The 25,259-nt window shown below is 62.5% G+C and carries 20 protein-coding genes; 16 read left to right on the top strand and 4 right to left on the bottom strand.

Going from position 1 to position 25,259, the window contains the following annotated elements; all coding sequences use genetic code 11:
* Position 1: 1 nt before the first annotated feature.
* The 7 genes from AC1Q61_RS01430 (at position 2) to AC1Q61_RS01400 (ending at position 8,756) form a co-directional block, all read left to right on the top strand.
* The gene (locus AC1Q61_RS01430) at positions 2-379 is read left to right on the top strand and encodes a DUF4247 domain-containing protein (protein ID WP_050793959.1); all 378 of its coding nucleotides are present in this window, start codon (positions 2-4) and stop codon (positions 377-379) included.
* Positions 376-879: a DUF350 domain-containing protein gene (locus AC1Q61_RS01425; protein WP_042448576.1), complete on the top strand. Its 504-nt coding sequence runs from the start codon at positions 376-378 to the stop codon at positions 877-879. The genes AC1Q61_RS01430 and AC1Q61_RS01425 overlap by 4 nt, the downstream gene beginning before the upstream one ends.
* Complete coding sequence (locus tag AC1Q61_RS01420; RefSeq protein WP_492650763.1) at positions 879-2,456, top strand: polyamine aminopropyltransferase; 1,578 nt, start codon at positions 879-881, stop codon at positions 2,454-2,456. Before AC1Q61_RS01425 ends, AC1Q61_RS01420 begins: the two co-directional genes overlap by 1 nt.
* A 150-nt stretch (positions 2,457-2,606) precedes the next feature.
* Positions 2,607-4,160, top strand: coding sequence for an acetolactate synthase large subunit (locus AC1Q61_RS01415; RefSeq protein WP_039973103.1), 1,554 nt, complete (start codon positions 2,607-2,609; stop codon positions 4,158-4,160).
* Between the two features lie 49 nt (positions 4,161-4,209).
* Positions 4,210-4,887, top strand: coding sequence for a GAP family protein (locus AC1Q61_RS01410; RefSeq protein WP_215516099.1), 678 nt, complete (start codon positions 4,210-4,212; stop codon positions 4,885-4,887).
* 18 nt (positions 4,888-4,905) lie between these two features.
* Positions 4,906-6,798, top strand: coding sequence for an SEC-C domain-containing protein (locus AC1Q61_RS01405; RefSeq protein WP_215516098.1), 1,893 nt, complete (start codon positions 4,906-4,908; stop codon positions 6,796-6,798).
* 35 nt (positions 6,799-6,833) lie between these two features.
* On the top strand, positions 6,834-8,756 hold the full coding sequence (locus AC1Q61_RS01400) for an SEC-C domain-containing protein (RefSeq protein ID WP_308251985.1): 1,923 nt from the start codon (positions 6,834-6,836) through the stop codon (positions 8,754-8,756).
* Between the two features lie 36 nt (positions 8,757-8,792).
* Here AC1Q61_RS01400 and AC1Q61_RS01395 read toward each other — a convergent pair whose 3' ends face one another.
* A complete protein-coding gene (locus tag AC1Q61_RS01395; protein ID WP_007729546.1) occupies positions 8,793-10,223 on the bottom strand; it encodes a coniferyl aldehyde dehydrogenase in 1,431 nt (476 codons plus the stop codon).
* Between the two features lie 109 nt (positions 10,224-10,332).
* Here AC1Q61_RS01395 and AC1Q61_RS01390 point away from each other — a divergent pair, with 109 nt between their 5' ends.
* The 5 genes from AC1Q61_RS01390 to AC1Q61_RS01370 all read left to right on the top strand — a co-directional run bounded on the left by AC1Q61_RS01390 (position 10,333) and on the right by AC1Q61_RS01370 (position 16,035).
* Complete coding sequence (locus AC1Q61_RS01390) at positions 10,333-11,130, top strand: enoyl-CoA hydratase (RefSeq protein WP_042923965.1); 798 nt, start codon at positions 10,333-10,335, stop codon at positions 11,128-11,130.
* Positions 11,131-11,175: 45 nt separating this feature from the next.
* Entirely contained in the window at positions 11,176-12,696 is a 1,521-nt protein-coding gene (locus tag AC1Q61_RS01385; protein ID WP_215516097.1) for an acyl-CoA synthetase, read from the top strand.
* A 120-nt stretch (positions 12,697-12,816) separates the two neighbouring features.
* Positions 12,817-13,983, top strand: coding sequence for an acyl-CoA dehydrogenase family protein (locus AC1Q61_RS01380; protein ID WP_042923971.1), 1,167 nt, complete (start codon positions 12,817-12,819; stop codon positions 13,981-13,983).
* Between the two features lie 42 nt (positions 13,984-14,025).
* A complete protein-coding gene (fabG, locus tag AC1Q61_RS01375) occupies positions 14,026-14,766 on the top strand; it encodes a 3-oxoacyl-ACP reductase FabG (protein WP_003940214.1) in 741 nt (246 codons plus the stop codon).
* 72 nt (positions 14,767-14,838) lie between these two features.
* Positions 14,839-16,035, top strand: a complete 1,197-nt coding sequence (locus AC1Q61_RS01370) for a CaiB/BaiF CoA transferase family protein (protein ID WP_007729534.1) — start codon at positions 14,839-14,841, stop codon at positions 16,033-16,035.
* Between the two features lie 5 nt (positions 16,036-16,040).
* Here AC1Q61_RS01370 and AC1Q61_RS01365 read toward each other — a convergent pair whose 3' ends face one another.
* Positions 16,041-17,261, bottom strand: a complete 1,221-nt coding sequence (locus AC1Q61_RS01365; protein ID WP_007729531.1) for an acetyl-CoA C-acetyltransferase — start codon at positions 17,259-17,261, stop codon at positions 16,041-16,043.
* A gap of 310 nt (positions 17,262-17,571) precedes the next feature.
* Here AC1Q61_RS01365 and AC1Q61_RS01360 point away from each other — a divergent pair, with 310 nt between their 5' ends.
* Positions 17,572-18,762, top strand: a complete 1,191-nt coding sequence (locus AC1Q61_RS01360) for an acyl-CoA dehydrogenase family protein (protein ID WP_042924035.1) — start codon at positions 17,572-17,574, stop codon at positions 18,760-18,762.
* A gap of 50 nt (positions 18,763-18,812) precedes the next feature.
* Here AC1Q61_RS01360 and AC1Q61_RS01355 read toward each other — a convergent pair whose 3' ends face one another.
* Positions 18,813-20,483 carry a metallophosphoesterase gene (locus AC1Q61_RS01355; protein WP_042923974.1) on the bottom strand — a complete coding sequence of 557 codons (1,671 nt, stop codon included), beginning with the start codon at positions 20,481-20,483 and terminating at the stop codon, positions 18,813-18,815.
* A gap of 182 nt (positions 20,484-20,665) precedes the next feature.
* Here AC1Q61_RS01355 and AC1Q61_RS01350 point away from each other — a divergent pair, with 182 nt between their 5' ends.
* Positions 20,666-21,556: a LysR family transcriptional regulator gene (locus AC1Q61_RS01350; protein WP_042923977.1), complete on the top strand. Its 891-nt coding sequence runs from the start codon at positions 20,666-20,668 to the stop codon at positions 21,554-21,556.
* Here the strand turns inward: AC1Q61_RS01350 and AC1Q61_RS01345 are convergent.
* Positions 21,490-22,419, bottom strand: a complete 930-nt coding sequence (locus AC1Q61_RS01345; protein WP_037128875.1) for a LysR family transcriptional regulator — start codon at positions 22,417-22,419, stop codon at positions 21,490-21,492. The genes AC1Q61_RS01350 and AC1Q61_RS01345 overlap by 67 nt on opposite strands.
* Before the next feature lie 202 nt (positions 22,420-22,621).
* Here AC1Q61_RS01345 and AC1Q61_RS01340 point away from each other — a divergent pair, with 202 nt between their 5' ends.
* Both AC1Q61_RS01340 and AC1Q61_RS01335 read left to right on the top strand, forming a co-directional pair.
* Positions 22,622-24,181 carry a long-chain-fatty-acid--CoA ligase gene (locus tag AC1Q61_RS01340; protein WP_058226590.1) on the top strand — a complete coding sequence of 520 codons (1,560 nt, stop codon included), beginning with the start codon at positions 22,622-22,624 and terminating at the stop codon, positions 24,179-24,181.
* A complete protein-coding gene (locus AC1Q61_RS01335) occupies positions 24,178-25,224 on the top strand; it encodes an MBL fold metallo-hydrolase (RefSeq protein ID WP_042448546.1) in 1,047 nt (348 codons plus the stop codon). Before AC1Q61_RS01340 ends, AC1Q61_RS01335 begins: the two co-directional genes overlap by 4 nt.
* The last annotated feature ends 35 nt before the right edge of the window (positions 25,225-25,259 follow it).

Below are 25,259 nucleotides of genomic sequence, written 5' to 3'. Positions count from 1 at the left end.
GATGCTGGCGGCCGCAATTGTCTTGTCGGCGTGCGGTGGTGGAGCCAAAGACTTCATCGCGGACAACTATTCCAAGACGTCCCAGGATGGCGACGTCGTGTTGTACTCGTCGAAAGATCCAGTGGGCACGACCGTCTCACGGATTGTCGACGCGGACGAACCAGCGGCGCGAAGTGCTGACGGCGGCAACGAATACCTGCGCTACGACGACGACATCGTCACTGTCAGTTCGGCTTCGGGCGGTGGCAGCACCATCAAGGTAGAGGACATCGACGGCACGTATCGCAGCGGCGGATACGCGTACCTGGGACCGGGCTTCAACCCGGGATCCCCGGCGGGTGGAAGCAGTGGCAGCGGCGGCTCGGGTAGTGCCAAATGACGGTAATGCTCAATGAGAAGGAGAACGGCGTGACGAACATCTTTGCATCCACTTCCGTCGAGATCGGGACGGTGGATCCGGCATTGCTCGTCGGGGGCGTTCTCGGCACCCTCGCCTACTTCGTCGTCGGTGCAGCGGTTCTGGCGACGGGATTCCTGGTCCTCGACCTCATGACACCCGGAAATCTCCGCCACCAGGTTTACGTCGACAAGAACCCGAACGCTGCGATTCTGTTGGCCTCCAATCATCTTGCGCTGGCGATCATCGTGGTGACGGCAATCCTGACCAGTTCGGACGGCTTTGCTCAGGGACTCGCCGACTCCGCGGTGTACGGACTGTTCGCGATCGTGTTGCAAGCGATCGCGCTGCGATTGATGAACGCATTCCTTCCCGGCAAGTTGGTTGCGCTGGTGCAGGATCCGAAGATGTGTGGCGCCGCGTGGGCTGTGGGTGTGAGCTTGCTGTCCATCGGTTTGGTGAACGCCGCAGCGCTCACCTGATGGTTGCCGCTGATCCCGATGTGACAGTTGACGAGCGTTCGACGATGCTCGGCCCGCGCGCACGCGTCCTTCTCCTTGCGGCTGTTGCGGCGTGCGCTGCGTGTGGCCTGATCTACGAGCTGGCCCTGTTGACACTCAGCGTGAGTCTGACCGGCGGCGGCATCACCCAGACGTCGTTGATCGTCGCGGGATTTGTTGCGGCTCTGGGTATCGGAGCGCTGGCCGCCAAACCTCTGCTGGGACACGCTGCCGTTTCGTTCGTGACGGTCGAGATACTGCTCGGGCTGATCGGCGGATTCAGTGCCGTCACGCTGTACGTGACCTTCACGTTCTTTGGTTCCAGCGCAGCAGTTCTGGTGGCGGCGACCGCGCTGATCGGCATCCTCGTCGGTGCCGAAGTGCCTCTGCTGATGACGCTCTTGCAGTCCGGTCGCAGCGACAACGACGCACAGAGCACCGGAAAGGTACTGGCCAACCTCAATGCCGCCGACTACCTCGGCGCATTGATCGGTGGTCTGCTGTGGCCGTTCGTACTGTTGCCGTGGGCGGGAATGATTCGCGGTGCCGCACTCACCGGCATGATCAATCTCGTGGCTGCGGCAGTGGTCGCGCTGATACTCCTTCGGTGGCAGCTCAGCCTGCGCGCACGATCGATCGCCGTCGTCGTCGCAATGCTGTTGGCAGCAAGTTTGATCGGATGGTTGCTGATCGCAGCGTCGGACATCGAGACCACGTCGAGGCAGCGGCTCTACACCGATCCCGTGGTGGCCGCCGAGCGATCGGTGTACCAGGAAATCGTCGTCACCGAGCGGGGGAACGACGTGCGCCTGTTCCTCGACGGAGACCTGCAGTTCTCCAGTGTCGACGAGCATCGGTACACGGAGTCGCTGGTGTATCCGGCCCTGGTGAACGACCCCCGGCGCGTGCTGATTCTGGGCGGCGGTGACGGCCTCGCTGCACGGGAAGTGCTGCGAATGAACAGCGTCGAGCAGATCGTTCAAGTGGAACTCGATCCGGCAGTCATCGAGTTGGCCAACACGCGTCTTCGTGATCTGAACGAGGGAGCGCTCGAGGATCCACGGGTGGACGTCGTACTCGACGATGCGTTTCGGTGGCTGCGAGAGCGTCCGGAACCGGGTTTCGATGCGGTGATCGTCGACCTCCCGGATCCCGACACCCCCGCACTCGGCCGCTTGTATTCGATGGAGTTCTACGGACTTGCCGCTGCCGCGATGAATCCGGGCGGGCTGATGGTCGTCCAATCCGGCAGCCCGTACTCGACGCCGGATGCGTACTGGCGAACGGTGTCGACGGTATCGGCTGTCGGACTGAGCGTCTCGCCCTACCACGTTTTCGTGCCGAGCTTCGGTGACTGGGGATATGTGCTCGCGCAAGCGGGATCCACTCCACCCGACCTTCGTCTGCCCGCTGATGTGCCGGAACTACGGTTCCTCGACGAGCCGACGCTGGCGTCGGCCTCGGTGTTTCCTCGCGATCGCCCGAGGCGGGAGTTGGAACCCTCGACGCTCGACCGGCCACGCATCGTCGACGATATGCGCAAGGGCTACGAACGCTGAACTCCCGACCGAGTAGCTTGAATCGAGACTCTCGGCCACGACGGAGGTACGGATGACTGTTCGGATCGAGGAGCACGCACCGGGAGTTCGGTTGCTCACGATGAAGCGCAGGAAGCATTCGCAGCTTTTCATGAAGAAGAGGTGATCGAAATGAACGGTGCACAGTCGCTCATCCAAAGCCTGGTCGACTCGGGCGTCGAGGTGTGCTTCGGCAATCCAGGAACGTCCGAGATGCATTTTGTCGCCGCACTCGATTCCGTTCCGCAGATGCGGGCGGTACTCGGCTTGTTCGAGGGCGCCGTGACCGGTGCCGCGGACGGCTACGCACGGATCGCCGGAAAGCCTGCCGCGACGCTGCTCCATCTGGGCCCCGGTATGGCGAACGGACTGGCGAACCTTCACAACGCGCGCCGCGCCCACACACCGATCGTGAACATCGTAGGGGACCACGCGACCTACCACCACGGTTTCGACGCTCCTCTCGAATCGAACATCGATGCGCTGACCGAATGGTTGGAGGGGTGGAGTCGACGTTCCGAATCCACCGCGACCGTCGGTAGCGACGCGGCCGACGCCGTTGCCGCCTCGTTGAATCCGCCCGGACGCATTGCCACACTTGTCCTCCCTGCCGACGTCTCGTGGGGCGAAGGTGGAGTTCTTGCGGGTCCTCGGGACATGCCGCCGCGGGCGGAAGTTTCTGCAACACAGATCGACTCGGTGGTGGGCGCGCTCAATGCCGAGGGTCGCGCCACGCTACTGCTGGGCGGCGCAGCCTGTTCCGAAGCTGGGCTGCGCGCCGCTTCCCGAATTGCGGTCGCGACCGGTGCCCAGATTCTGATCGAGACTTTTCCAGCCAGGCTTCAACGAGGTGCGGGGCTACCGTCATTCGAGCGCTTGGGATACTTCGCCGAGCACGCCACCGAACAACTTCGCGGAACAACTCAGCTGGTTCTGGCCGGAGCGGTTTCGCCGGTCTCGTTCTTTGCGTATCCCGGAAAACCGAGCGATCTGTCACCGGAGGGTGCTGCGGTGACAACGCTGGCAAGCGTCGGCGACGATGTTGCCGGTGCACTGGAGGCAGTGGCCGAACTCGTGGCACCGGGAGTCGAACCTGTTTTGCAGGAAGCGAATCGGCCGGCGCTGCCGAGCGGGCCTCTGGACGTTCGAAATTGGGCCGACGTGATCGGCGCCCTGCTGCCAGGCGACGCCATCATCTCCGACGAGGCGGCGACTTCCGGTTGGGCGATCCCGATTGCCCTTGCCGGAGCGCCGCGCCACGACGTGCTCACGCTCACCGGAGGTGCCATCGGCCAGGGCATCCCGGTGGCGACGGGCGCCGCTGTGGCAGCGCCGGAGCGACCGGTGATCAATCTCGAAGCCGACGGAAGCGCGATGTACACCATCACGGCGTTGTGGACGCAGGCGCGAGAGATGTTGAACGTCACGACGATTCTGCTCAACAATCGCGCATACGCCATCCTGCGTGGCGAACTGCAACGAGTCGGCGCAGAAGGTGGCGGCGTCGTCGCACAGTCGATGCTGGATCTGTCATCTCCGAACATGGACTACGTCAAGATCTCCGAGGGGTTGGGAGTGCCCGCGTCGCGGGCGAACACAGCGGAGGAGTTGGCCGAACAGTTTGCCGCAGCGCTGGCGGAACCCGGCCCGCATCTCATCGAGGTCATGCTGCCTCCGACGTCGTGATTTCGACCTCGAATCGATCGTCGATCGTGCATTCAACTGGAGGTTTTCGGTGCTAGCTGCGATCGGTTTGTCTCTTCCGATTGCCCTCGGCCTGCTTTTCGCCTCGATGCCCATGGCGGTGATCGTGCTCGTCATGATCACCGCTGGAGCACATCGAGGGGCGGCATCTTTTCTACTCGGGTGGGTCCTCGGAATCTCGGCAGTCGTTGCAGCGACCATCGTGATCGCGGACTACTCGTTCGCGGAGTCGGAGTCGTCGCAGACTTCGGTGTGGTCGAGCGTCGTACGAATCGTGTTGGGCCTTGTTCTGTTCGGATTGGCGTACAAGCAGTGGCGAGCGCGACCGAGAGACGGAAGTGATCCGACAGTTCCGAAGTGGATGAAGAGCGTCGACGGGTTGACTCCGCGGAAGGCGTTCGGGTTGGCGTTCTTGTCCGCGGCGGTCAATCCCAAGAATGCAGCGCTGGCGGTATCCGGTGCGGCCACTATCGCGGTCGCCACGAATGTCGTTGCCCAACAGATTGTTGCCGCGGTGATCTTCACGGTCATCGCGAGCGTCGGCATCGCGTTGCCGATCCTGGTGAAGGTGTTCTCCGGCAAGCGTGCCGACGAGATCCTCGCGTCCGCGAAGGCATGGATGACCGCCAACAACGCGGTGATGATGACGGTCATCCTGACGATCCTCGGTGCGACCGTGCTGGGCGAGGGGCTCAGTGGACTGCAATAGGTCGCCTACCATTGGCGGGTGACTGATTTCGACGACGACGCTGCCGGTTCCATTGCCTCCGCTGCTTTGGCTGTTCTGCGCGAGCAAGGCCCGCTGAGTCTCGAAGAGTGGGCGACCCATCTCGAGGAGTACGGAACTGCGACCGAGTTGGCCGATGTACTCGAGTACCTGTCCGAACCGATGCTCGGGTACCTGCCCAACGGAAAGTACGTCGCTCTCGACACGGTCCTCGAAGGGCTCGTGTTCACTCACCGGCTCAGCGAAGTCGAAATTGCGTCGGACATCCTTGACGCGAGCCCCGACCTGGAACCGATCTTGGCATTCGGCGACGACGACGGGGCGATCCGGGTGGCCCTGGCGGAAGAAGCAGCCTCCGAACGCGGAGCTGCTCCCTTCCGGAGTCGACGAGTTGTGGTACTTCCGGCCGGAACCCTCGGCGAGTGCGCCGACGGTGATCTCGTCGGCTTGGCTGTCGAAGACGGAACACTTGCGTTTCGTCTGGTCGAGATCGAGGACGAACCCGATCTCGCTCCGGCGCTCGGCGAACTCTTCGAGGAGGACGGAGTCGAGGCCCTGGATTCTGTGTGCTGGCAACTCCTGATCGAGGATCCGTCACTCTTCACGGTTCCTGTTGCGCCGCTGGGTGAGATCTTCGAGGTGGCAGGTTACGAGCACGAGCGTGAGCTACTGGCTCGGCGGGGATTCGACTTCGACGCCTACGACCTGCAGATTCGGACAGCCTTGGTGGCCAGTACCTACGACCTGACCCACGACGAGGCAGTCTCTGCCGTTGCGTTTGTCGATCTGGCGGACCGCGGATACACCGACGCGGTCATCGCCGACTTCGATATCGCGGACTGGGCCCACCGTCATGTGAGCGCTGCTCCGGACTCTTTTGTCTCACTGGCAGATCCGGGTGCTGCAGTGGCCGTGTTCGATCTCGGATTTCGGAATCAGGACCCGGTGACCGACGCAATCCTCGAAGCGCTTGCCTCCGAACTGGCCGAGCGAGGGCCACGGTCGGTGCGGCCGGCGGCTCATTGGCTCGCCGGTAAGGCCGTCGATCGGCTGGGGCGCGTCCTCGAAGCGGAGGCGCACTACGAGAAAGCGCTCCTTGCCGAATCCGGTTGGGGTCCGGCCTTGTTCGAGCTGGCTCAGTTCGCGTCGGACCGCGGCGATGCGACCCGGGCGCTGTCACTGCTCGGGCGGATCGACGGCGGAACCGAAGAGAATCTCTACGCCGTACTGCAGGACTTCGTGCCAGCCGATCACCCGGAACTCGGGCGAAACGACAAGTGTTGGTGCGGTTCCGGCCGCAAGTACAAGGTCTGCCACCTCGGAAAGGCCGATGAATCCGTCAAGGCGGACGGTCGGTGGCTGTACAAGAAGGCATGCCTGTTTGCGTTTGCCTCCGAATTCGTCGACATCGTGACCGGGCTCGACGATCTCGAAAACGAAAATCTCTCCGAGGACGAACTGATCGCGGCCACGATCTTCGACGGATCGGCACTGGACGTCGCTCTGTTCGAGGGTGGAATCTTTGCCGAATTCTTGGCCAGACGCAGCGAACTACTTCCGGAGGCGGAAGTTGTGACAGCCGCACAGTGGCTCGGAATCCGGAGGTCGGTGTACGAGGTGATCGAAACGTCCGACACCGGCGTCGTGCTGCTCGATCGTGGGTCCAAGGAGACCGTCACGGTTGCTCACTCGGTCGAAGGCAAGCCAGGTGATGTGATCAGTGCTCGGGTCCTGACGGCCTCCACTGGCGCGTTTGCGGTGGGTGTTGTGGTCATGGCAACGGAATCGCAGGCTGCGAGGGTGCTCGAGGTTCTCGCTTCCGAAGATCTCGAGGCCGAAGAACTGGTGCGCGAGTTGCGTGGAGGCGCCGATCACTCGACCGATGACCGGTGACGATGTATCGAGTCGACCCCGTTAAAGTTGGATAGGTGAACGAACCGATGGATGCCAATGACTTGATCGCCGAAGCCGCGATGGAGTTGTTGCGTGAGCACGGCCCGCAGACAGCGGCGGACTGGGGCACTCTGTTGGCTGACGCCGGCCACGGCACAGCCGAGGACATGACCGAATTTGTCGAGTACGTCGAGGACCCGTTGCTCGGATACTTGAGTGAGGAACGGTACGCCGCCCTCGACACGTTGTTCGAGCATCGAGTGTTGACCCATCGGCTCACCGAAGCGGAAATCAGGTCCGGCGTTCTCGACGCGAACCCCGATCTGATGATGCTGCGGGTGTTCCTCGATCGTGACGACGACGAGATTCATGGCATCAGCGTCGTGCACCGCGGGACCGACGACGATCTTTTGGCTGATCGTGGGATCGAAGATCCGGAGTTCCCACACGACGAAGGCTTTCTGCTCGACACCGACACCCTTGCCGAGTGCTCGGCAGGTGACTTGATCGGATTGTTCGTCGCTGACCGTGAGCTGACGCTCTGCACCATCCCCGAGGTACTGGATCCCGCACCCGGATTCGGCGAGCACCTGGCGACGGTCCTTGCCGACATCGGTGCTGACACCCTCGATGCCATTGTCTGGCAGTTGATGCTCGACGAGCCGTCGCTGTTCCGTCAGCCGACCGCCCCGCTGGGCGAGATGCTCGAGGCGTCAGGTTACGTCCGCGACGGTGACTACGTTGCGGTCGACGGATTCGATTTCGAGGCATACCACCTGGCGAACCGGGCCCGCATGCTCGAGGTCCGCGAGAATCTGCACCCCGAAGAAGCCGCGTCGGTGATCGCCTTCGTCGATGTGGTCATGGCCGCGAAAGCCGAAGGCGTCGAGGATGTCTCGGACTGGACGCGCAAGCAGATCAAGGAGGATCCGCAGGCCTTCGCAGGCCTCGCCGAGCCGCCCGCGGCTGCGGCAGCGTTGGAGCTGTTGTCCGAACTCGACGATCATGAATCCGTATTGCATTCTGTTGCAACTGCTCTCGCCGAAAAAGGGTCGCGTCGTGTCAAGCCGGCAGCGCACTGGCTGGCGGGCAAGGCTTCGGATCGTCTCGGCAAGATCCTGGCCGCTGAGGCGTCGTACGAAACTGCGCACGATCTAGATCCCGACTGGACTCCCGCGATCTTCGATCTGGCGCTACTGGCCGCCGATCGAAGCGATGTGACGCGCGCGCTGGCTTTGCTGGGCCGAATCGAGGGTGGCGAGTCCGAGGTTCTGCACGAGGTTCTCCAGCGCTACGCCCCGGCCGAGCATCCCGAACTCGGACGAAATGACAAGTGCTGGTGCGGTTCCGGGCGAAAGTTCAAGGTTTGCCATCTCGGTAAGTCCGAGGTGACGTTCGACGACCGGGCCAGCTGGCTCTACGTCAAGGCTCAGTTGTTCTCGCGCACGCCGGAGTACTTCGACGCCGTGTTCGATCTTGCGCTCATCCGTGCCGAGCAGTTCAACAGCGAAGAAGCACTGACGCTGGCCGTCGAAGGTGGTTTGGCCGTCGACGCTGCCTTGTTCGATGCGGGTATCTTCGCGGCTTTTGTCGAGCGCCGCGGAGAACTGCTGCCTGCCGACGAACGCGAACTGGCCGATCAGTGGTTGTCGATTCCGCGCTCGGTGTACAAGGTCGCCTCGACGGAGCCGGGACAGTTGGTGACCCTCAGCGACGTCCGCAACGGGCATCTGGTGAAGGTCACGGACGAGTGGGGCTCGCTGAACCTCGAGCCAGGCACACTCGTGTGTGCTCGTGTTCTTCCGGCCGGGTCCACGATGCGCACGTTCGGTGGCATCGAACCGCTTGCGGTAGAAGACAAGAAGGAGTTGATCCAACTGATCGAGTCCGAGGACACCGAGCCGGGTCAGCTGGTGGAGTTCCTCAGTCGCGGCCTTGCCGGTGCGCCTTTCCGGTAGCGCGAACTACCAAAAAGGCGCACGGGGCCGGAGGCCCTAGGGCGTTACCTGAGCCAACATCATCTGCTCGAAACCCTCACCGTACGGCGGGAGCATTCCCCATTCACCGCGTGGGTCATGCTGCGCTGCTTCGAATACCGTTCGCGCGTGACTGAACTCCAGGAAACCCTCACGGCCGTGGTAGTGCCCGATGCCCGAAGCCCCGACGCCGCCGAAGGGTGCGTCGCTCAGCCCGGGGTGAGACATCGCGTCGTTGATGGTGACGCCGCCCGAGACGGTGCGTTCGAGTACGGATTCCTTCTCGTCCAGATCGGTTCCGAAGTAGTACAGCGCCAACGGTTTCGGTCGTGAATTGATGTCGGCGACGACGTTGTCGAGTTGGTCGTACGGCAAGACGACGACGGCCGGCCCGAAGATCTCCTCCTTCATGATCTGCGCGTCGGTCGGAGGGTCGACCACGATTCGCAGTGGGCGACGACGAGTGTCTGCGGAGAGTTCTTCGTCGGGAACGGTGATGATTCGTGCCCCACGTTCTTCGGCGTCCGCGATGTACCCCTCGATGCGTGCGAGGTGACGATCGCTGACTATCGAGACCATGTCTTTGTTGTCGGCGATCGTGGGAAACAGTCCCGTGAACTGGTCGGTGAACGCGTCGATGAATGCTTCCGTGTTCTCGCGCGGAACGTAGATCAGATCGGGAGAGACACAGAGTTGACCGGCGTTGGTGGACTTCGCGATAGCCAAACGCGAAGCAGCAGAGCTGATATCGGCACTGCGGCTCAAGACGCTCGGTGACTTGCCGCCGAGTTCGAGGGTGACCGGCACCAGGTTCTTCGCAGCATTGGCCATGACCAGCTTTCCGACGGTCGTGCTGCCGGTGAAGACGAGGTGGTCGAAAGGCAGCGACGTCAGCAGATCAGCGACTTCCGGGCCGCCGGTCACCACCGCGACCTCCACGGGGTCGAGAGTTCGACGCGCCGCCTCGGCCAGGACGGCCGCAGTATTGGGCACGATCTCCGACGGTTTGAGAACGGCGCGATTTCCTGCTCCGAGGGCGCAGGCGAGCGGGCTCAGGAGAGTGAACAGGGGAGCATTCCAGGTTCCGATGATGCCGATCGAACCCTTCGGCTGGTACGACACGTACGCCGTGGCACCCAACTGGTCCTGCATCGCTCCGGTAGCTCTCGGTGAGCGAATCATCCACTCTTCGAGCGAATCACGAACGTGCTTGAGTGAAACCATCGACCCGAGAACGTCATTCATCACCGAGTAGGCCGGGATTCGGCCGCCGAAGTCTTCGTTGATCGCCTCGGTCAGATCCTTGTGGTTTGCCACCAGGAGATCGACGACGCGTTGAATGCGCTCGCGTCGTGTCTGCGCGGACGGAAGACCAGCGGCTCGAGTTGCTTCCTGCTGAGCGCGCAGAATCTCTTCGAGATCAGTGGTGACGGCGGCATCGGTGCTCATGGGCACTCCTCGTAGTGGCGAAGTATTGACCGGACCGTATCGACGCGGTGCGAGTGGATGCCCTTTTCGTCTCGTTGACCGGGACGGATTCGATTGGTAGAGAGAACACATGTCGCAGACACAGGTAGAAGACACTGCAGTGAAGATTTCCGTCGAGGAATCGGTGGGACTCGGTTTCCTGACGCTCGATCGGCCGGCGCGGCGCAATCCGCTCTCGGCGGAGACCATGCGTGAGGTGACGGCTGCCCTTGTCGAATTGTCTGTAGACGAGCGCGTGCGGGTCGTGATGGTGCGCGCCGAAGGCCCGGTGTTCTCCGCCGGACACGATCTGACGGAGATGATCGGGAGAACCCTCGAGGACGAGCGGGCGATCTTCGACGGCTGTACCGAGATGATGGAGACCGTACAGCGGATTCCGCAGCCGGTGATTGCCGCAGTACAGGGCCCGGCTATCGCGGCGGGCTGCCAACTGGCCGCGTCGTGTGATCTGGTTGTTGCTGCGTCGAATGCTGTCTTCGGCACGCCGGGCGTCAAGATCGGACTGTTCTGCTCGACGCCCATGGTGGCGCTGAGCAGGGCAGTAGGGCGCAAGCGCTCGATGCAGATGTTGCTCACCGGGCAGACGATCGACGCCGACACCGCTGCGGACTGGGGTCTGGTGAACTTCGTCGTCGCGCCCGAAGACCTGGACCGAGAGGTGCGCGAACTGGCCGCCAAGATCACGACGGCCAGCCCCTTGACGGTGAAGATCGGTAAGCAGGCGTTCTATCGCCAGATCGATCTGCCGCAAGCGCAGGCGTACGAGGCGATGGCGGAAACTATGGCAACCAACGCCGTGACCTGCGATGCTCAGGAAGGTATGCAGGCCTTTGTGGACAAGCGAAAGCCCGAATGGCGCAATAAGTAACGATCGCTCTTCCGGTTTAGTTGGACGTCCTATAACCTGAGGCGCATGAGCCTGGATCCACGCACCAACACTGTCGACGGAGTGCTTCGGCGCTCGGCAGCCAAGTACCCCGACCGTGTAGCCGTCGTATTCGAAGATCGCACTCGCACCTACCGCGAACTCGACGACGCGGTGACGCGGGTCGCCGCCTACTTGCTCGGTCTGGGGCTCGAACACGGCGACCGCGTCGCGGCATACGGAACCAACTCCGACGCCTATGCAATCGGATTTCTTGCCTGTGCACGAGCAGGTTTGGTGCATGTTCCGGTCAATTACGCACTGAAGGGGGAGGAACTCCGGTACCTCGTGGCGCAGTCAGGCGCCCGCGCGGTGTTGGTGGATCCGGCATTGGCGCCGACGCTCGACTCGGTACGCTCCGACCTCGATCTCGATCACGTGATCGCACTGCGGGACGCGGAACTGTCCGTCGTCACGATCGGTGAGGCAGGCGAGGTGCCGGTCTTCGAACCGCGTGCGACGTCGACCGATCTGGCGCAACTCCTGTACACCTCGGGCACCACCTCGAAGCCCAAGGGCGCCATGATGTCTCACGGTGCACTGGTTCACGAGTACGTGTCCTCGGTGATCGCGCTCGGCCTCGACAAGAACGACAACCCGCTGATCTGCATGCCGATGTACCACTCCGCGGGCATGCACGTCTTCATGCTGCCGTACCTGTCCGTCGGCGCGACGGTCAGTCTGATGCAGGCGCCGGACATCCCGGAAATCCTGCGCCGTGTCGAAGCCGAAAAGATCGGATCGCTGTTCCTGGCGCCGACCGTGTGGGTACCGCTGGCCAACCATCCGGACCTCGAGACCCGCGATCTGTCGTCGCTGAAGAAGGCGCAGTACGGCGCCTCGATCATGCCGGTCACCGTGCTCAATCGTCTGCGCGAGCGCTACCCGGACATCGGTTTCTACAACTGCTTCGGCCAGTCCGAAATCGGCCCACTGGCAACAGTTCTCCAGCCCAGCGAGCATGCTGATCGCCCGTCTTCCTGTGGTCGCGCGGTGTACTTCGTCGAAACCCGCGTCGTCGACGCCGACGGAAACGATGTTGCCGACGGTGAGTCCGGCGAGGTTCTCTACCGCTCACCGCAGCTGTGCAACGGCTACTGGGAGAATCCGGAAGCCACCGCCGAGGCCTTCCGTGACGGCTGGTTCCATTCGGGCGATCTGGTCGTGCGGGACGAAGAAGGGTTCATCACGGTCGTCGACCGGATCAAGGACGTCATCAACACCGGCGGCATCCTGGTGGCGTCACGCGAGGTCGAAGATGCGGTCTACACGCACCCCGCCGTGGCAGAAGTTGCCGTGATCGGTACGCCCGACGAGAAGTGGATCGAGGCCGTCACCGCGATCGTCGTGCTCAAGGACGGCAACGACGCGTTGACGCCCGAGGCGTTGATTGCCCACGTCAAGGAGCGAATCGCTCCGTTCAAGGTGCCCAAGCATGTCCGTTTCGTGGCCGAGCTTCCGCGCAACCAGAGCGGCAAGCTACTGAAGCGGGAACTGCGCACCGTCTGAAGCTTGCTATAGGTTCTGCCTTACCTTCGGTTCGTTTTCAGGTCTTTGACTCCGATTGCCTCACGGTATTGACTTCGGGGGACGGCATGGACTTCGGAAACAGCAAGGTGAGTGGTGGGAATGCAGGTCGACGCAGATGACTTCGCAGATATCTTGGCGACTGCGCGGGAGTTCATCCGTAAGGAAGTAGTTCCGCGTGAGCAGGAGATAGCCGACACCGACGCCATTCCTGAGGACATACGCAAGAAGGCCGCAGCTATCGGGCTCTTCGGTTACGCGATCCCTCAGGAATGGGGTGGGCTCGGACTCGATCTCGCCCAAGACGTCGAACTGGCAATGGAATTCGGCTACACGTCTCTGGCGCTGCGTTCGATGTTCGGTACCAACAACGGAATTGCCGGACAGGTGCTGGTCGGCTTCGGTACCGACGAGCAGAAGGCTCAGTGGCTCGAGCGCATCGCCTCCGGTGATGTCGTGGCTTCCTTTGCTCTCACCGAACCGGGCGCGGGCTCCAACCCGGCCGGCCTTCGGACCAAGGCAGTGCTGGACGGATCCGACTGGGTGATCGACGGCAACAAGCGGTTCATCACCAATGCTCCACTGGCGCAGCTGTTCGTGGTGTTCGCGCGCACTCGCCCGGCGGATTCCGATGGTCCGGGAATTGCAGTGTTCCTGGTTCCGGCTGACACGCCAGGTGTCACGGTCGGTCCCAAGGACAAGAAGATGGGTCAGGAAGGTGCTTGGACCTCCGAGGTCACCTTCGACAACGTCCGAGTTCCCGAGTCGGCCCTCGTCGGTGGCGACCAGGACACCGGATACCGCGCAGCGATGACGTCTCTCGCGCGCGGACGAGTCCATATCGCGGCGCTCTCGGTGGGAGCAGCACAGCGAGCGCTCGACGAATCTGTCGCGTTCTCCGTGGTCACGGAACAGGGCGGCACCGCGATCGGCGACTTCCAGCTGGTTCAAGCGATGCTGGCAGACCAGCAAGCCGGTGTGATGGCAGGGCGCGCGATGGTGCGCGAGGTGGCCGCGCGGTACGTCAGCGGTGAGGATCGCCGTCTCGGGCCTTCGGCGGCAAAGCTTTTCTGCACCGAGATGGTGGGCAAGGTCGCAGATCTCGCCGTGCAGATCCACGGGGGCAACGGGTACATGCGCGGTGTTCCGGTCGAACGCATCTACCGTGAAGTTCGCCTGTTGCGCCTGTACGAGGGAACCAGCGAGATCCAGCGTCTGATTCTCGGTGGTGGGCTCGTGGCGCAAGCGAAAAAGCAAAACCAGCGCTGACACATTTTCCAGACGAGCTTTAACCTCACGAACGGAGTGGACATGGGATTGTTGGACGGCAAGGTTGCGGTAGTGACCGGCGGAGCCCAGGGCATCGGGCTCGAAATTGCGCGCACCTTCATCAAGGAAGGCGCGACCGTCGTTCTCGGCGACATCAACGAAACCGTGGGAACGGCTGCGGTCGCCGAACTCGGTGGAGAGTCGGTCGCCCGTTTCGCTTCCTGCGACGTGCGTGACTCCGGACAGGTCGAGGCCATGCTCGATCTGGCCGAAAGCGCTTTCGGTCCAGTCGATGTCATGGTCAACAACGCCGGCATGACGCGCGACGCCACGATGCGGAAGATGACCGAGCAGGACTTCGACGACGTGATCGCCGTTCACCTCAAGGGCGCCTGGAACGGAACACGCGCTGCCGCCGCCCGCATGCGCGAGCGTGAGACGGGCGCGATCGTGAACATCTCGTCCATCTCCGGCAAGGTGGGCATGCTCGGGCAGACCAACTACTCGGCCGCGAAGGCCGGGATCGTCGGTCTGACGAAGGCCGCGGCAAAAGAGGTCGCGTTCAAGAACGTTCGCGTCAACGCCGTTCAGCCCGGACTGGTCCGCACGGCGATGACCGAGGCGATGCCCGAACGGATCTGGAACGAGAAGCTTGCCGAGATTCCGATGGGGCGCGCAGCCGAGCCTTCGGAAGTTGCTTCGGTTGTGCTGTTCCTCGCGAGCGACCTCTCGAGCTACATGACCGGCACGGTTCTCGAGATCACCGGCGGCCGCCACATCTGATCCGTCCTGTTCGAGTGCAAGAATTCAGAGTGTGAGAATTCTGGGTGTAAAACTTCTGGGGTGACTACTGACATGGGACAGCCGAACTCGGATCTTCCGCTCGACGGAATCACCGTAGTTGCACTCGAACAGGCGGTGGCGGCACCGCTCGCCACCAGACATCTCGCGGACATGGGTGCGCGGGTGATCAAGATAGAACGCGTCGGCGAGGGTGACTTCGCGCGTCACTACGACCAGGCGGTTCACGGTCAGGCATCACACTTCGTGTGGCTCAACCGTTCCAAGGAATCGATCGCCGTCGATGTGAAGTCGGAAGCCGGCCGGCAGATCCTTCTCGATCTGGTCGCGCGAGCCGATGTGTTCCTGCAGAACCTGGCTCCCGACGCAGCCGCGAGACTGGGGTTCGGCGCGGAGGAACTGCGCGATAAATACCCACGGCTCATCGTGATCGACATGTCCGGCTACGGCAGTGCCGGCCCGCGGCGCGAGCGCAAGGCCTACGACATGTTGGTCCAAGCCGAGACCGGAATGATCTCCGTGACAGGCACACCGGAGACGGCCACCAAGACCGGCATCCCGGTCTCCGACATCGCGGCAGGAATGTACGCGCTGACTTCGATTCTGAGCGCCCTGTTCCGTAGAGAGCGAACGGGCAAGGGAGCGCTCGTCGAGGTCTCGATGTTCGATTCCACCGTCGAGTGGCTGGGCCATCCGATGTACATGAAAATGTATGCGGACAAGCAGATTCCACGTGTCGGACTCGGCCATGCCGCGATCGTTCCCTACGATTCGTATCCCACGGCCGACGGCGAAATCCTGATCGGCGTCCAGAACGATCGTGGATGGCGAGCGCTGATGGTGGACGTGTTCGAGCGAGAGGATCTGGTCGATCATCCGCGTTACCGCACCAACATCGTGCGCGTCGAAAACCGTGGCGAGGTAGACGAATTGGTGGGCTCTCTGACGCGTCTGTACTCGACGACAGATCTGGATCAGCGTCTGGCCGCCGCTGGTGTTCCGGCCGCGGCACTCAACGACATGGCCGGTCTGCTGGAACATCCGCAGCTGGAGAAGCGTGCCAGATGGCGGTCCGTGGGCACCGAGAACGGTCCGATCGATGCCGTGCTGCCTCCGATGACGTATTCGGATGTCGAAATGCGCATGGGTGACGTTCCGGCACTCGGCCAGCAGACGGATTCTCTGCTGGCCGAGTTGGGACTTACGGGCGACCGGATCGCGGAACTTCGCCGCGACGGATCGATCGGTTAACGCTTCTAGCGTCGCAGGTTCTCGAACACCGCGGCAATCCCTTGTCCGCCACCGATACACATGGTCTCGATCCCGTACCGTGCCTGGCGCCGGTCGAGTTCGCGCAGCAGATTGGCGAGGATCCGCCCACCGGTAGCGCCGACAGGATGTCCGAGCGAGATCCCGGAACCGTTGACGTTGAAGCGTTCTTCGATGTCCTGCGCGCTCAATCCCCAAGCCTTGGCGCACGCGAGAACCTGGGCGGCGAAGGCCTCGTTGACTTCGATGAGGTCGATGTCGTCCAGCGACAGATCGACACGGGAGAGAGCCTTCGCCACGGCAGGCACCGGTCCGATGCCCATCCGGTTCGGCTCCACACCGGCCACACCCCAGCTGACCAGTTTCGCGAACGGCCGCAGGCCCAGCCGTTCGGCGTTGGCCGCAGTGGTGACGATGGCCGCGGCTCCGGCGTCGTTCTGGCCGCAGGCGTTTCCGGCGGTGACTGTTGCTTCAGGGTCGACGCGACCTCGAATGGGGCGCAGTGCAGCAAGATCGGACAGTTGTATCCCTCGGCGCGGATGCTCGTCTTGGGTGACGACTGTCTGCTCACCACGGCGTCCGGGCACCGAAACGGGAATCGTCTCGTCGTCGAAGTACCCACTGTCTTGGGCGTGAACGGCCCGTTCGTGCGATCGCACCGCGTATCGGTCCTGCTCGTCGCGGGTGATCGAGTACTCCCGGCGCAAGTTCTCGGCGGTCTCGATCATGCCGCCTTCCACCGGAAAGTTGACTCCGCCGGAGTTCGTGCGCGGTTTGGCCAATCGGTCGTGGAACTCGACGGAAGGGCGCTTTGTGCCCCAACGCATGTCGGTGGAGTAGAACTCGGTTCCGCTCATGCTCTCGGCGCCGCCGGCGATGACCAGATCACTCATCCCGGTCTGTACCTGCATCGCGGCGTAGATGATCGCCTGCAATCCCGAACCGCAACGGCGATCGAGTTGTATTCCGGGAACGGACACGTCGAGACCGGCGTCGAGTGCCGCGATTCGCCCGATGGCCGCGGCCTCTCCGTTGGCGTACCCCTGACCGAAGATGACGTCGTCGACATCGGTGGACGCAATGCCGGTTCGTTCGACGAGGCCACGCACAACAGTGCCGGCGAGTGTGGTGACGGGAACGTCCTTGAAGACTCCGCCGAATCCGCCCACCGGGGTGCGAACGGGTTCACAGATGACTGCGTCGTGCATGGAATGCGCCTGTCTCGAGGAGAGGTGGGGAATGCGTCGCGTGAACGGGCCGATCGAAGGGCCCACCGCGACCTGGCCACTCGAATATCCAGCACGCGTGGCGCGGTTGTCAACAGCAGGAACGACCTGTTCGGACATAGTTTCCGCCATACGGTTCGTATGCGAAATCGACTTTGACACCTATACCGTTCGGGGATTGAATGGATGCAGCGTCTCTGCCGCACACACGTCGCGGTGGGATGAAAGTTCCTGGAGTCGAATCAATTTCGTCGACCGGGAGGGCACGAAGTACCGACTGACAGGTGGAACAGTGACTCGTTTGGCGCAGACGGCGGGATTGACCGAAACTCAGACCGATATCGTCGGGGCGGTACGCGAGTTCGTCGATCGTGTGGTCATCCCCGCGGCGCAGGAACTCGAACACTCGGATACGTACCCGACCGACATCGTCAAGCAGATGAAGGACATGGGTCTGTTCGGACTGACCATCGACCCCGAGTACGGGGGTATCGGCGAATCATTGCTCACCTACGCGCTGTGCGTCGAAGAATTGGCCCGTGGATGGATGAGCGTGTCCGGTGTCATCAACACGCATTTCATCGTGGCTCACATGATTTCGGCGCACGGGACGCCGGAACAGAAGGCGAAGTACCTGCCGCGTTTGGCTTCCGGGGAACTCACCGGTGCATTTTCCATGTCGGAGCCTGCCCTCGGTTCCGATGTTGCTGCCATATCGACCAAGGCGAAGCGGACGGACTCCGGCGATTACGTGATCACCGGCCAGAAGATGTGGCTGACCAACGGGGGTTCCTCGACCTTGGTGGCAGTCCTGGTCAAGACGGACGAGGGCGCGGAGAAGCCGCACAACAATCTGACGACGATATTGATCGAGAAACCCGCAGGTTTCGGCGAGGTACTCCCGGGCCTGACCATTCCGGGCAAGCTCGAGAAGATGGGGTACAAGGGAATCGACACCACGGAGATGATCTTCGACGGTTTCGAGATCGGAGCCGAGGAGGTTCTCGGTGGCACCCCTGGCTCGGGATTTCGGCACATGATGGACGGCGTCGAGGTCGGCCGGGTCAACGTCGCCGCGCGTGCCTGCGGAATTGCCCAGCGCGCTTTCGAACTGGCTGTCAGCTACGCCAAGCAACGCGAGACTTTCGGCAAGCCGATCGCCGAGCATCAGGCCATCGCGTTCCGGATCGCCGAGATGGGCACCAAAGTCGAAGCGGCACATCTGATGATGGTCAACGCTGCCAGGCTCAAGGACTCGGGTGAGCGCAACGATGTCGCAGCGGGTATGGCGAAGTATCTGGCGAGTGAATTCTGCTCGGAGGTCACCCAGGACAGCTTCCGTATCCACGGCGGATACGGCTATTCCAAGGAATACGAGATCGAGCGGTTGATGCGTGAGGCGCCGTTCCTTCTGATCGGTGAAGGCACCAGCGACATCCAGAAGCAGATCATCAGCAAGGGCCTGCTTCGCACGTACAACTGAGCCGAGAAGCGGCACCGCGAATATGCGCGGTGCCGCTTTGTCGTGTCGGGTCAGCGGGTGAAGGCCAGGGTTGTCACCGGTGACCGGTTGCCGTATGCGTCAACGGCTTCGACGCGGGCTTCGTATGCGGTGCCCGCTGCGGCATCGGGAATCGGAATGTCGAGGCTGTTCGGCCGCGGCATGAAGTAGAAGTCCGAGAGCACCTTCGACGAGACCACCTTCGCTCCGGTGGCTGTGTCCGTGACCTCGACGGCGTAGTGGTGCACCATCTGATCGTCCTTGGCCTGCGCGATCCTCAGTGCGGTCGCACCGTTTTCGCCGGTCGTCACCGAGAGCGGAGTGCTCGAGGTGAACTCCGGCGCGTGCGTGTTCCGTGCGCCCGAGGTGTAGCGGAAGTTGTCCTTGATCTGCTGGTTGGTCGACCCGTCGAGTTCGACCGTCCACCCCGAACCGCTCAGCGTGCCCGCGCTCGAGTACGGCGGCTGCCAGTTGGCTGACCACGCGCCACCGGCGTAGATGTCGTGCTTGTCTGCCGCCATGTTGATTCGGTTGATTTCCGTGCGGTCCTGGTAGACCTCGACGAAGAGCGCTTGGGCAGTGGGTGATTCGAAACGGTTCGCGAGACCGGACTCGGTCACCATCTGGTAGCCGTGATCGATTTCGATGTACGACATCGAGCCGTCGTTGACCGACGTGAAGTCACGCTGATGGATCGACCGGTCGTCGTTGTTGTTCAGATGTGAGTGCCCGGAGAAGAAGATTGCCTGAGGGAAGGCACTCAGGTCTTCGGTCAATCGAGGGTTCGACGCCTGCTGGCCGTCCATGGCTGTGTTGCTTGCCGGCCGGTGTCCCTGGACCAGGATCGGCTTGGTCAGGTTCCCGGACTCCGCGGTGATTTCGGTCAGGCGGGACTTCAGCCAATTGCGTTGCGCTGAATCATTGTTGTAGGTTTCGGTGTTGACCGTGAAGAGATGGACACCATTGACGTCGGATTCGTAGTATCCGCCACCGGAATCCGGGAACCACTCCGCCGGGTATCCGGCTCTGATCGCCGCGAGACTTGCATCGTGATTGCCGTTGGAGATCAGGAGTTGTGTGTCGTTCATGCCCTTTCGGGCGAGGTTTGCCTGGAAGATTTCTGCGACGATCTTGTGGTCGGGCCCCTTGCCGTCTCCGTTGTCGTTGATCATGTCCCCGTTGGAGAGGATGACGTCGGGTTTCGGGAAGATGGAACCGATTGTGTCGAAGAAGCTTTCGTACTTCTTGTCGTTGTTCGCGTGATCGCCGACGTGGACGTCGGACATCACGACGACCTGAGCCAGCGGCTTTTCCGAGGTCTTGATCAGGTAGCCGAACGAGACGGCCGCGCTCGCGTGATCGCCGCGGAAAGCTGCGACAGTGACGTTGGTGTCCTGTGCGATGTGCAGCGGACGTCCCGGCGTGGCAGCTTGGCTGTCGGTGGTGGGTGTCGTTCCGTCCACGGTGTAGCGGACGGTGGCGCCGAGCTCGGCGGTGAAGGTCAGGTCGACGGGGTGCTCGTACCGTCCGCCGGGGACGCTGACGCCGGGCGCTGCGGGCGGCGTGTTGTTCTCGCCCGAAGAGCTGCCCCATTCGAAGGACGAACTGCCCCAGCCGGGTTCGGCGTGGGATTCGGCGGGGGCGATGCCGGGAACGGCGAGAGCCGCTGTCACGGCTGCTATCGCGATGGTCGTACGTCTCACGAGGATTCCTTGTCTTCGACGCGGTGGTTCAGACCTATCCGTAATTGGTCTGGACCAATTACGGTAGGTGGCGCCGGGTAGAAGAAGGTGTGTCCTGAATGTCCGATTAATGAAGCGTGTGTGAACACCCTGCAGTGCTTGGTACCGGTATACCTGTCTGCGTTTATGGCAAAGTCGATGGAGTGGACCTACGTCAGATCGAGTACTTCCTTGCCGTTGCCGGTGGTGAGTCCTTGTCGACGGCTGCGCAGAATCTGTCGGTCACCAAGCCGTCGCTGTCGCAGGGTATTCGTGGCCTCGAGCGCGAACTCGGAGTCGAACTGTTTCACCGTGTCGGTCGCGGTTTGGTGCTGACGGCAGCAGGTCGGGCGTTGGTAGGGCCGGCGAGGCAGATGACTCGCAGCAGCGCGGCCGCGTTCGACGTCGCGATCGGTACGGCCGACGAGCCTCGTGGCCGGCTCGACATCTGCTCCGCGGCACATGGTCTCGAAGGTCCGATCGCACGCATCGTGGCAGACTTTCGTGAGCGGTGGCCTGCCGTGACCGTTCGGGTCGGTGAGTTGCCGCAGGGTGCAACGTCTGAGCAGGTGTTGGCAGACGGCGCGTGCGAGGTGGTCTTCAGCTATTGGCCACCCGACATGTCGGCGCTGTCCACGAAAGTGTTGGGGGTGAACGAGTACTGGCTGGCAGTGCCGTCGGGGGTTCATCCCGACGTCTGGCCGAATGGTGTGAAACCCGCTGCGGGAGAGCCGGTGTCATTGACGGCATTGCCCGATCTCCCCGTGGTGGGTGTGCTCAAACACTCGCGGGCTCGCCTTGCCATCGAGTCGTCTCTGCAGGCCGCCGGGGCCCGGACTCGGATGTCGACGGAGTTGGCGCAGCGGGAGACCGTCGGCGCGTTCGTCTTTGCTGGTTTGGGCATGGCATTCATGGAGCGTTCGTTGGCCGAGAGATCGGTCGCGTCCGGCGCGGAGACATTTCCGGTGGAGCCGCCGATCTCACTGAATTACGGCGTCGAGTTCGATCCGGAGACGCTCTCGCCGTTGGGCAGGCTGTTCGTAGAGGGCTTGTGACGTGGGGAGATGTTCTCGATGTACGCAGACCCGGCCGGTGAGAGCGGGCCGTCGCGGTAGACCAAGATCGTCTGCCGGGTGATCGGTGGGAAAAGCGAGCGAACCTCAGATGCCGGGGAGTCTTGTTCGGCGATCGATCTGGGCAGCAGCGCGGCGCCTACACCTTGCCCGACCATTTCCCGGACAGCAAGGCGATCTGGCACTTCCACGACGACGTCGGTGAGTTCCAGATCGTCGTCGATCGAGTGCCCGCGCCGAACTGCGGATGCCTCGACCACCATCGGCAGGCGCGCGACCACGGTGCGCGGAACCGGATCGGGAAGGTCTGTGGCCAGGCGAATGGGGATCGACAAGACCGTTTCCTGGGTGCTCACGGCAATTTCTCGAAGCCCGTCGGAGACTTCGGCACCCGGGTGGGTCTCGAGAAACCCGAGTTCACACGTACCTGCTCTCACGAGCGCACGCACGTCCTGTGCGTTGGCGGAGGCGTTCGTCGAGAACCGAATTCCGGGTGCCGTCAGATGGAGGCGTCCGGCGACCTCTGCAACAGGGTCGATGGCGAGATCGGACTGAACTGCTATGGCGAGTTCCCCGGCGCGCAAAGCGGTTACCGCAGCCACCGCGGCCTCGGCCCGAGCAACGTCGGCGAGCAACGTACGGGCAGAATCGGCAACTGCCAGTCCGACCGTGGTGGGAGCCAGACCGCGAGTGGTGCGCTCGAAGAGTGTGGCTCCGAGAGCTCGTTCGAGGTTGCGCACGGCCTGCGAGAGGGACGGTTGCGAGATACGCAGGACGTCCGCGGCGGCAGTGACGCTGCCGTGATCGACGACCGCGACGAGATACTGCGCGCTGCGTATGTCCATCCCGGGTGCCTGCATCTGACGAATTCTCCCAGATGACGGACCCTTGGCGGCGGTGACTTGCTGCGACCTGCTGACATAGGTCTGAGCTATGGCTCTGTGCGCCTTCTCGTCTTTGTGGCGCAGGCCATAGCGATGGTCGACTGTTCCAGTACCACCGACCGCGGTTCGTGCTCGGTGAGTACCTGGAACACAGGAGCGTGATGTGAGCGAGCTTCACCTACCCAACCGGATACGCCACTCGGCGTCGACACGGCCGTCCGATCCGGCAATCACGTGCGGCGACCGAACGTTGACTTGGGCTGAGCTGGATGGCGAGACCAGCACCTTGGCGAGTGCGCTGGCAGAAGTGACCACAACGGGTGCTCGTGTCGGTGCGCTACTGCGTATGGGGCTCGAAGGTGCGGAAACCTTCATCGCATGTGCGAAGGCAGGCGCTGTGTTCATACCGTTGAACTGGCGGCTCAACCCACTCGAACTCGTCGACATCGCCGAGGACGCGGAGCTCGACGTCTTGATCGTCGATGACGAGTTCGCCGCGGGGGCGGCGGCGATGTCCGCAGCGTTGCCGGACATCGAGGTCATAACCGTGGGAGCTGCAGGGGGCCTGCCGGATTCGCGAACCTGGGCGGAGTTCGTGGCATCAGGGACCGGTGTCGACCCCGGACACGGGCACGATCCGGACGCAGCAGTTCTGCAGCTGTACACGTCCGGGACAACCGGCCGGCCCAAGGGCGTCGTGGCCACGCACCGGAATCTGTACAACGAGCCCGAGGGGTTCGATGTCTACGAATTCGGTTCGAATGCAGTCGCACTCGATGCACTTCCCCTCTTTCACATCGCCGGTGCCGGCTGGATGAGTACATGCTTGTCGGCCGGAGTACCTTTGGTGCTGCTCGGAGACATGGCGCCTGCTCGGGTCGCTGATGCCATCGCGACCCACCGCGTCACCCACGCATTTCTGGTGCCTGCAGTCATTCAGACGCTGGTAGATCTGCCGACTCTCGACAGTTTCGATCTGACCAGCCTGGAGGTGGTCGCCTATGGGGCGTCACCGATCACTCCGACGCTCCTCGCCCACGCGATGACTGTCTTGAACTGCAGATTCGTTCAGCGATACGGGATGACCGAGACGACGGGTTCGGTATCCGTCCTTCGTGCTTACGACCATCATGTGAGCGGGCCGCGTTCGGAGTTGCTTCGCTCTGCGGGCAAGCCGATGATCGGCGTCGAGATCTCGATTCGAGACGTCACCACTGGTGAGGAATTGCCGCCCAATAGTTCCGGTGAGATCGTCGCGCGCAGTAGAAACAACACTCGCGGATACTGGCGACGTGACCGTGAGACCGCCGAATTGTTCACCCACGACGGTTTCCTCCGAACGGGGGACGCCGGCCATCTGGACGACGAGGGGTATCTGTTCGTCACCGATCGACTCAAGGACATGATCATCACCGGCGGAGAGAACGTCTATCCGATCGAGGTGGAATCCATTCTGGCCGAGCACCCCTCGGTAGCCGAGGTCGCGGTGGTCGGGGTTCCCGACAAGCGCTGGGGTGAATCCGTGACCGCAGTGGTCAAACTGGTCGACGGTGCCGACGTGCCGAGCATCGACGAGTTGATCGCGTTCAGCACAGCGAAGTTGGCGTCGTACAAGAAACCTCGCCAGATCCATTTCGTGGACTCCCTACCTCGCAACGCGAGCGGAAAACTGCTCAAGTCGAGCCTGCGGACCATGCTGAACGCGAGCGGAGAAGCATCATGATCGTGACCGAAGATGTCGGTGTCGCACAGCGTGAGGCGTGGGCGAACAAAGTTCTTCCACCAGTGGAACAGGTGCGGGACGGATTGTGGTCGATCCCTGTTCCCATGCCGGACAACCCTTTGCGCTACGTACTCGTCTACGCACTCGCGCTCGACGACGGACTTGCCCTCATCGACGTCGGTTGGGATCACGAACAGTCCTGGCAGGCTCTCGTCGACGGCATAGCATCGATCGGATACCACGTTTCCGAAGTGCGCTATGCGGCAATCACGCACCTGCATCCCGATCACTTCGGCCTGGCGCCGCGTCTTCGGCAGGTCAGCGGCGCAACGCTTGCGATGCATGTGGCCGACGCGACGCTCCTCGGATACCACGGTCCCGAGCAGACCCGCGACGACATCAGTGGCTGGAACCTGCAATTGTCCGAACTCGGCGCACCGGCCGAAGTGCTCGACGCGTCTCGGGTCGACCTGGTGCGGTTCGCCGAGCACGAAACCATCGACATTGTTCTGGGAGATGGGGATTCACTCAACCTGCCCGGTTGGAATCTCCGCGCCCAGTGGACACCGGGGCACACTCCCGGACATCTCTGCTTCGTGGAAGAGGCCAGAGGCTTGTTGTTCAGCGGCGATCACATGCTGCCGAGGATCAGCCCGAACATCTCCACGATTCCCGGTGAACTCGAGAACCCACTTCATCGTTATCTTCTCTCGCTCGAGGCGACGACAACACTGGGCGAGTGCGAAGTGCTTCCGGCACATGAATATCGATTCCGTGGGATCGCCGATCGTGCACGTCAATTGATGGGGCACCACGAGGAGCGATTGGCGGAGATCGTGGCTGCGGTGCAGGATGAGCCTGAATCCACGGCCTGGGAACTCTCACGCACGATCTCCTGGTCTCGCCCGTTCGAACAGATGTCGCCGCGACTACTTCGCTTGGCAGTCCGCGAAACCCATGCTCATCTTGTTGTTTTGGCCAAGCGGGAGATCGTGACACCGTCCGGCGGCACACCCGTGCGCTGGAGCATTCGCGCGCAGTGACCTTTCAAGAATCTCATCACGGAAGTAGGAACCGA

The organism is Rhodococcus sp. MPR-R1B, assembly GCF_058793255.1.
This window is presented reverse-complemented; position numbering and strand designations above follow the sequence as displayed.

Bases quoted from the DNA above. Each gene is read 5' to 3' on its own strand.
- AC1Q61_RS01430 (WP_050793959.1), top strand. From the start codon at position 2: ATGCTGGCGGCCGCAATTGTCTTGTCGGCGTGCGGTGGTGGAGCCAAA.
- AC1Q61_RS01425 (WP_042448576.1), top strand. From the start codon at position 376: ATGACGGTAATGCTCAATGAGAAGGAGAACGGCGTGACGAACATCTTT.
- AC1Q61_RS01420 (WP_492650763.1), top strand. From the start codon at position 879: ATGGTTGCCGCTGATCCCGATGTGACAGTTGACGAGCGTTCGACGATG.
- AC1Q61_RS01415 (WP_039973103.1), top strand. From the start codon at position 2,607: ATGAACGGTGCACAGTCGCTCATCCAAAGCCTGGTCGACTCGGGCGTC.
- AC1Q61_RS01395 (WP_007729546.1), bottom strand. From the start codon at position 10,223: ATGAGCACCGATGCCGCCGTCACCACTGATCTCGAAGAGATTCTGCGC.
- AC1Q61_RS01390 (WP_042923965.1), top strand. From the start codon at position 10,333: ATGTCGCAGACACAGGTAGAAGACACTGCAGTGAAGATTTCCGTCGAG.
- AC1Q61_RS01385 (WP_215516097.1), top strand. From the start codon at position 11,176: ATGAGCCTGGATCCACGCACCAACACTGTCGACGGAGTGCTTCGGCGC.
- AC1Q61_RS01380 (WP_042923971.1), top strand. From the start codon at position 12,817: ATGCAGGTCGACGCAGATGACTTCGCAGATATCTTGGCGACTGCGCGG.
- fabG (WP_003940214.1), top strand. From the start codon at position 14,026: ATGGGATTGTTGGACGGCAAGGTTGCGGTAGTGACCGGCGGAGCCCAG.
- AC1Q61_RS01370 (WP_007729534.1), top strand. From the start codon at position 14,839: ATGGGACAGCCGAACTCGGATCTTCCGCTCGACGGAATCACCGTAGTT.
- AC1Q61_RS01365 (WP_007729531.1), bottom strand. From the start codon at position 17,261: ATGCACGACGCAGTCATCTGTGAACCCGTTCGCACCCCGGTGGGCGGA.
- AC1Q61_RS01345 (WP_037128875.1), bottom strand. From the start codon at position 22,419: ATGGACATACGCAGCGCGCAGTATCTCGTCGCGGTCGTCGATCACGGC.
- AC1Q61_RS01335 (WP_042448546.1), top strand. From the start codon at position 24,178: ATGATCGTGACCGAAGATGTCGGTGTCGCACAGCGTGAGGCGTGGGCG.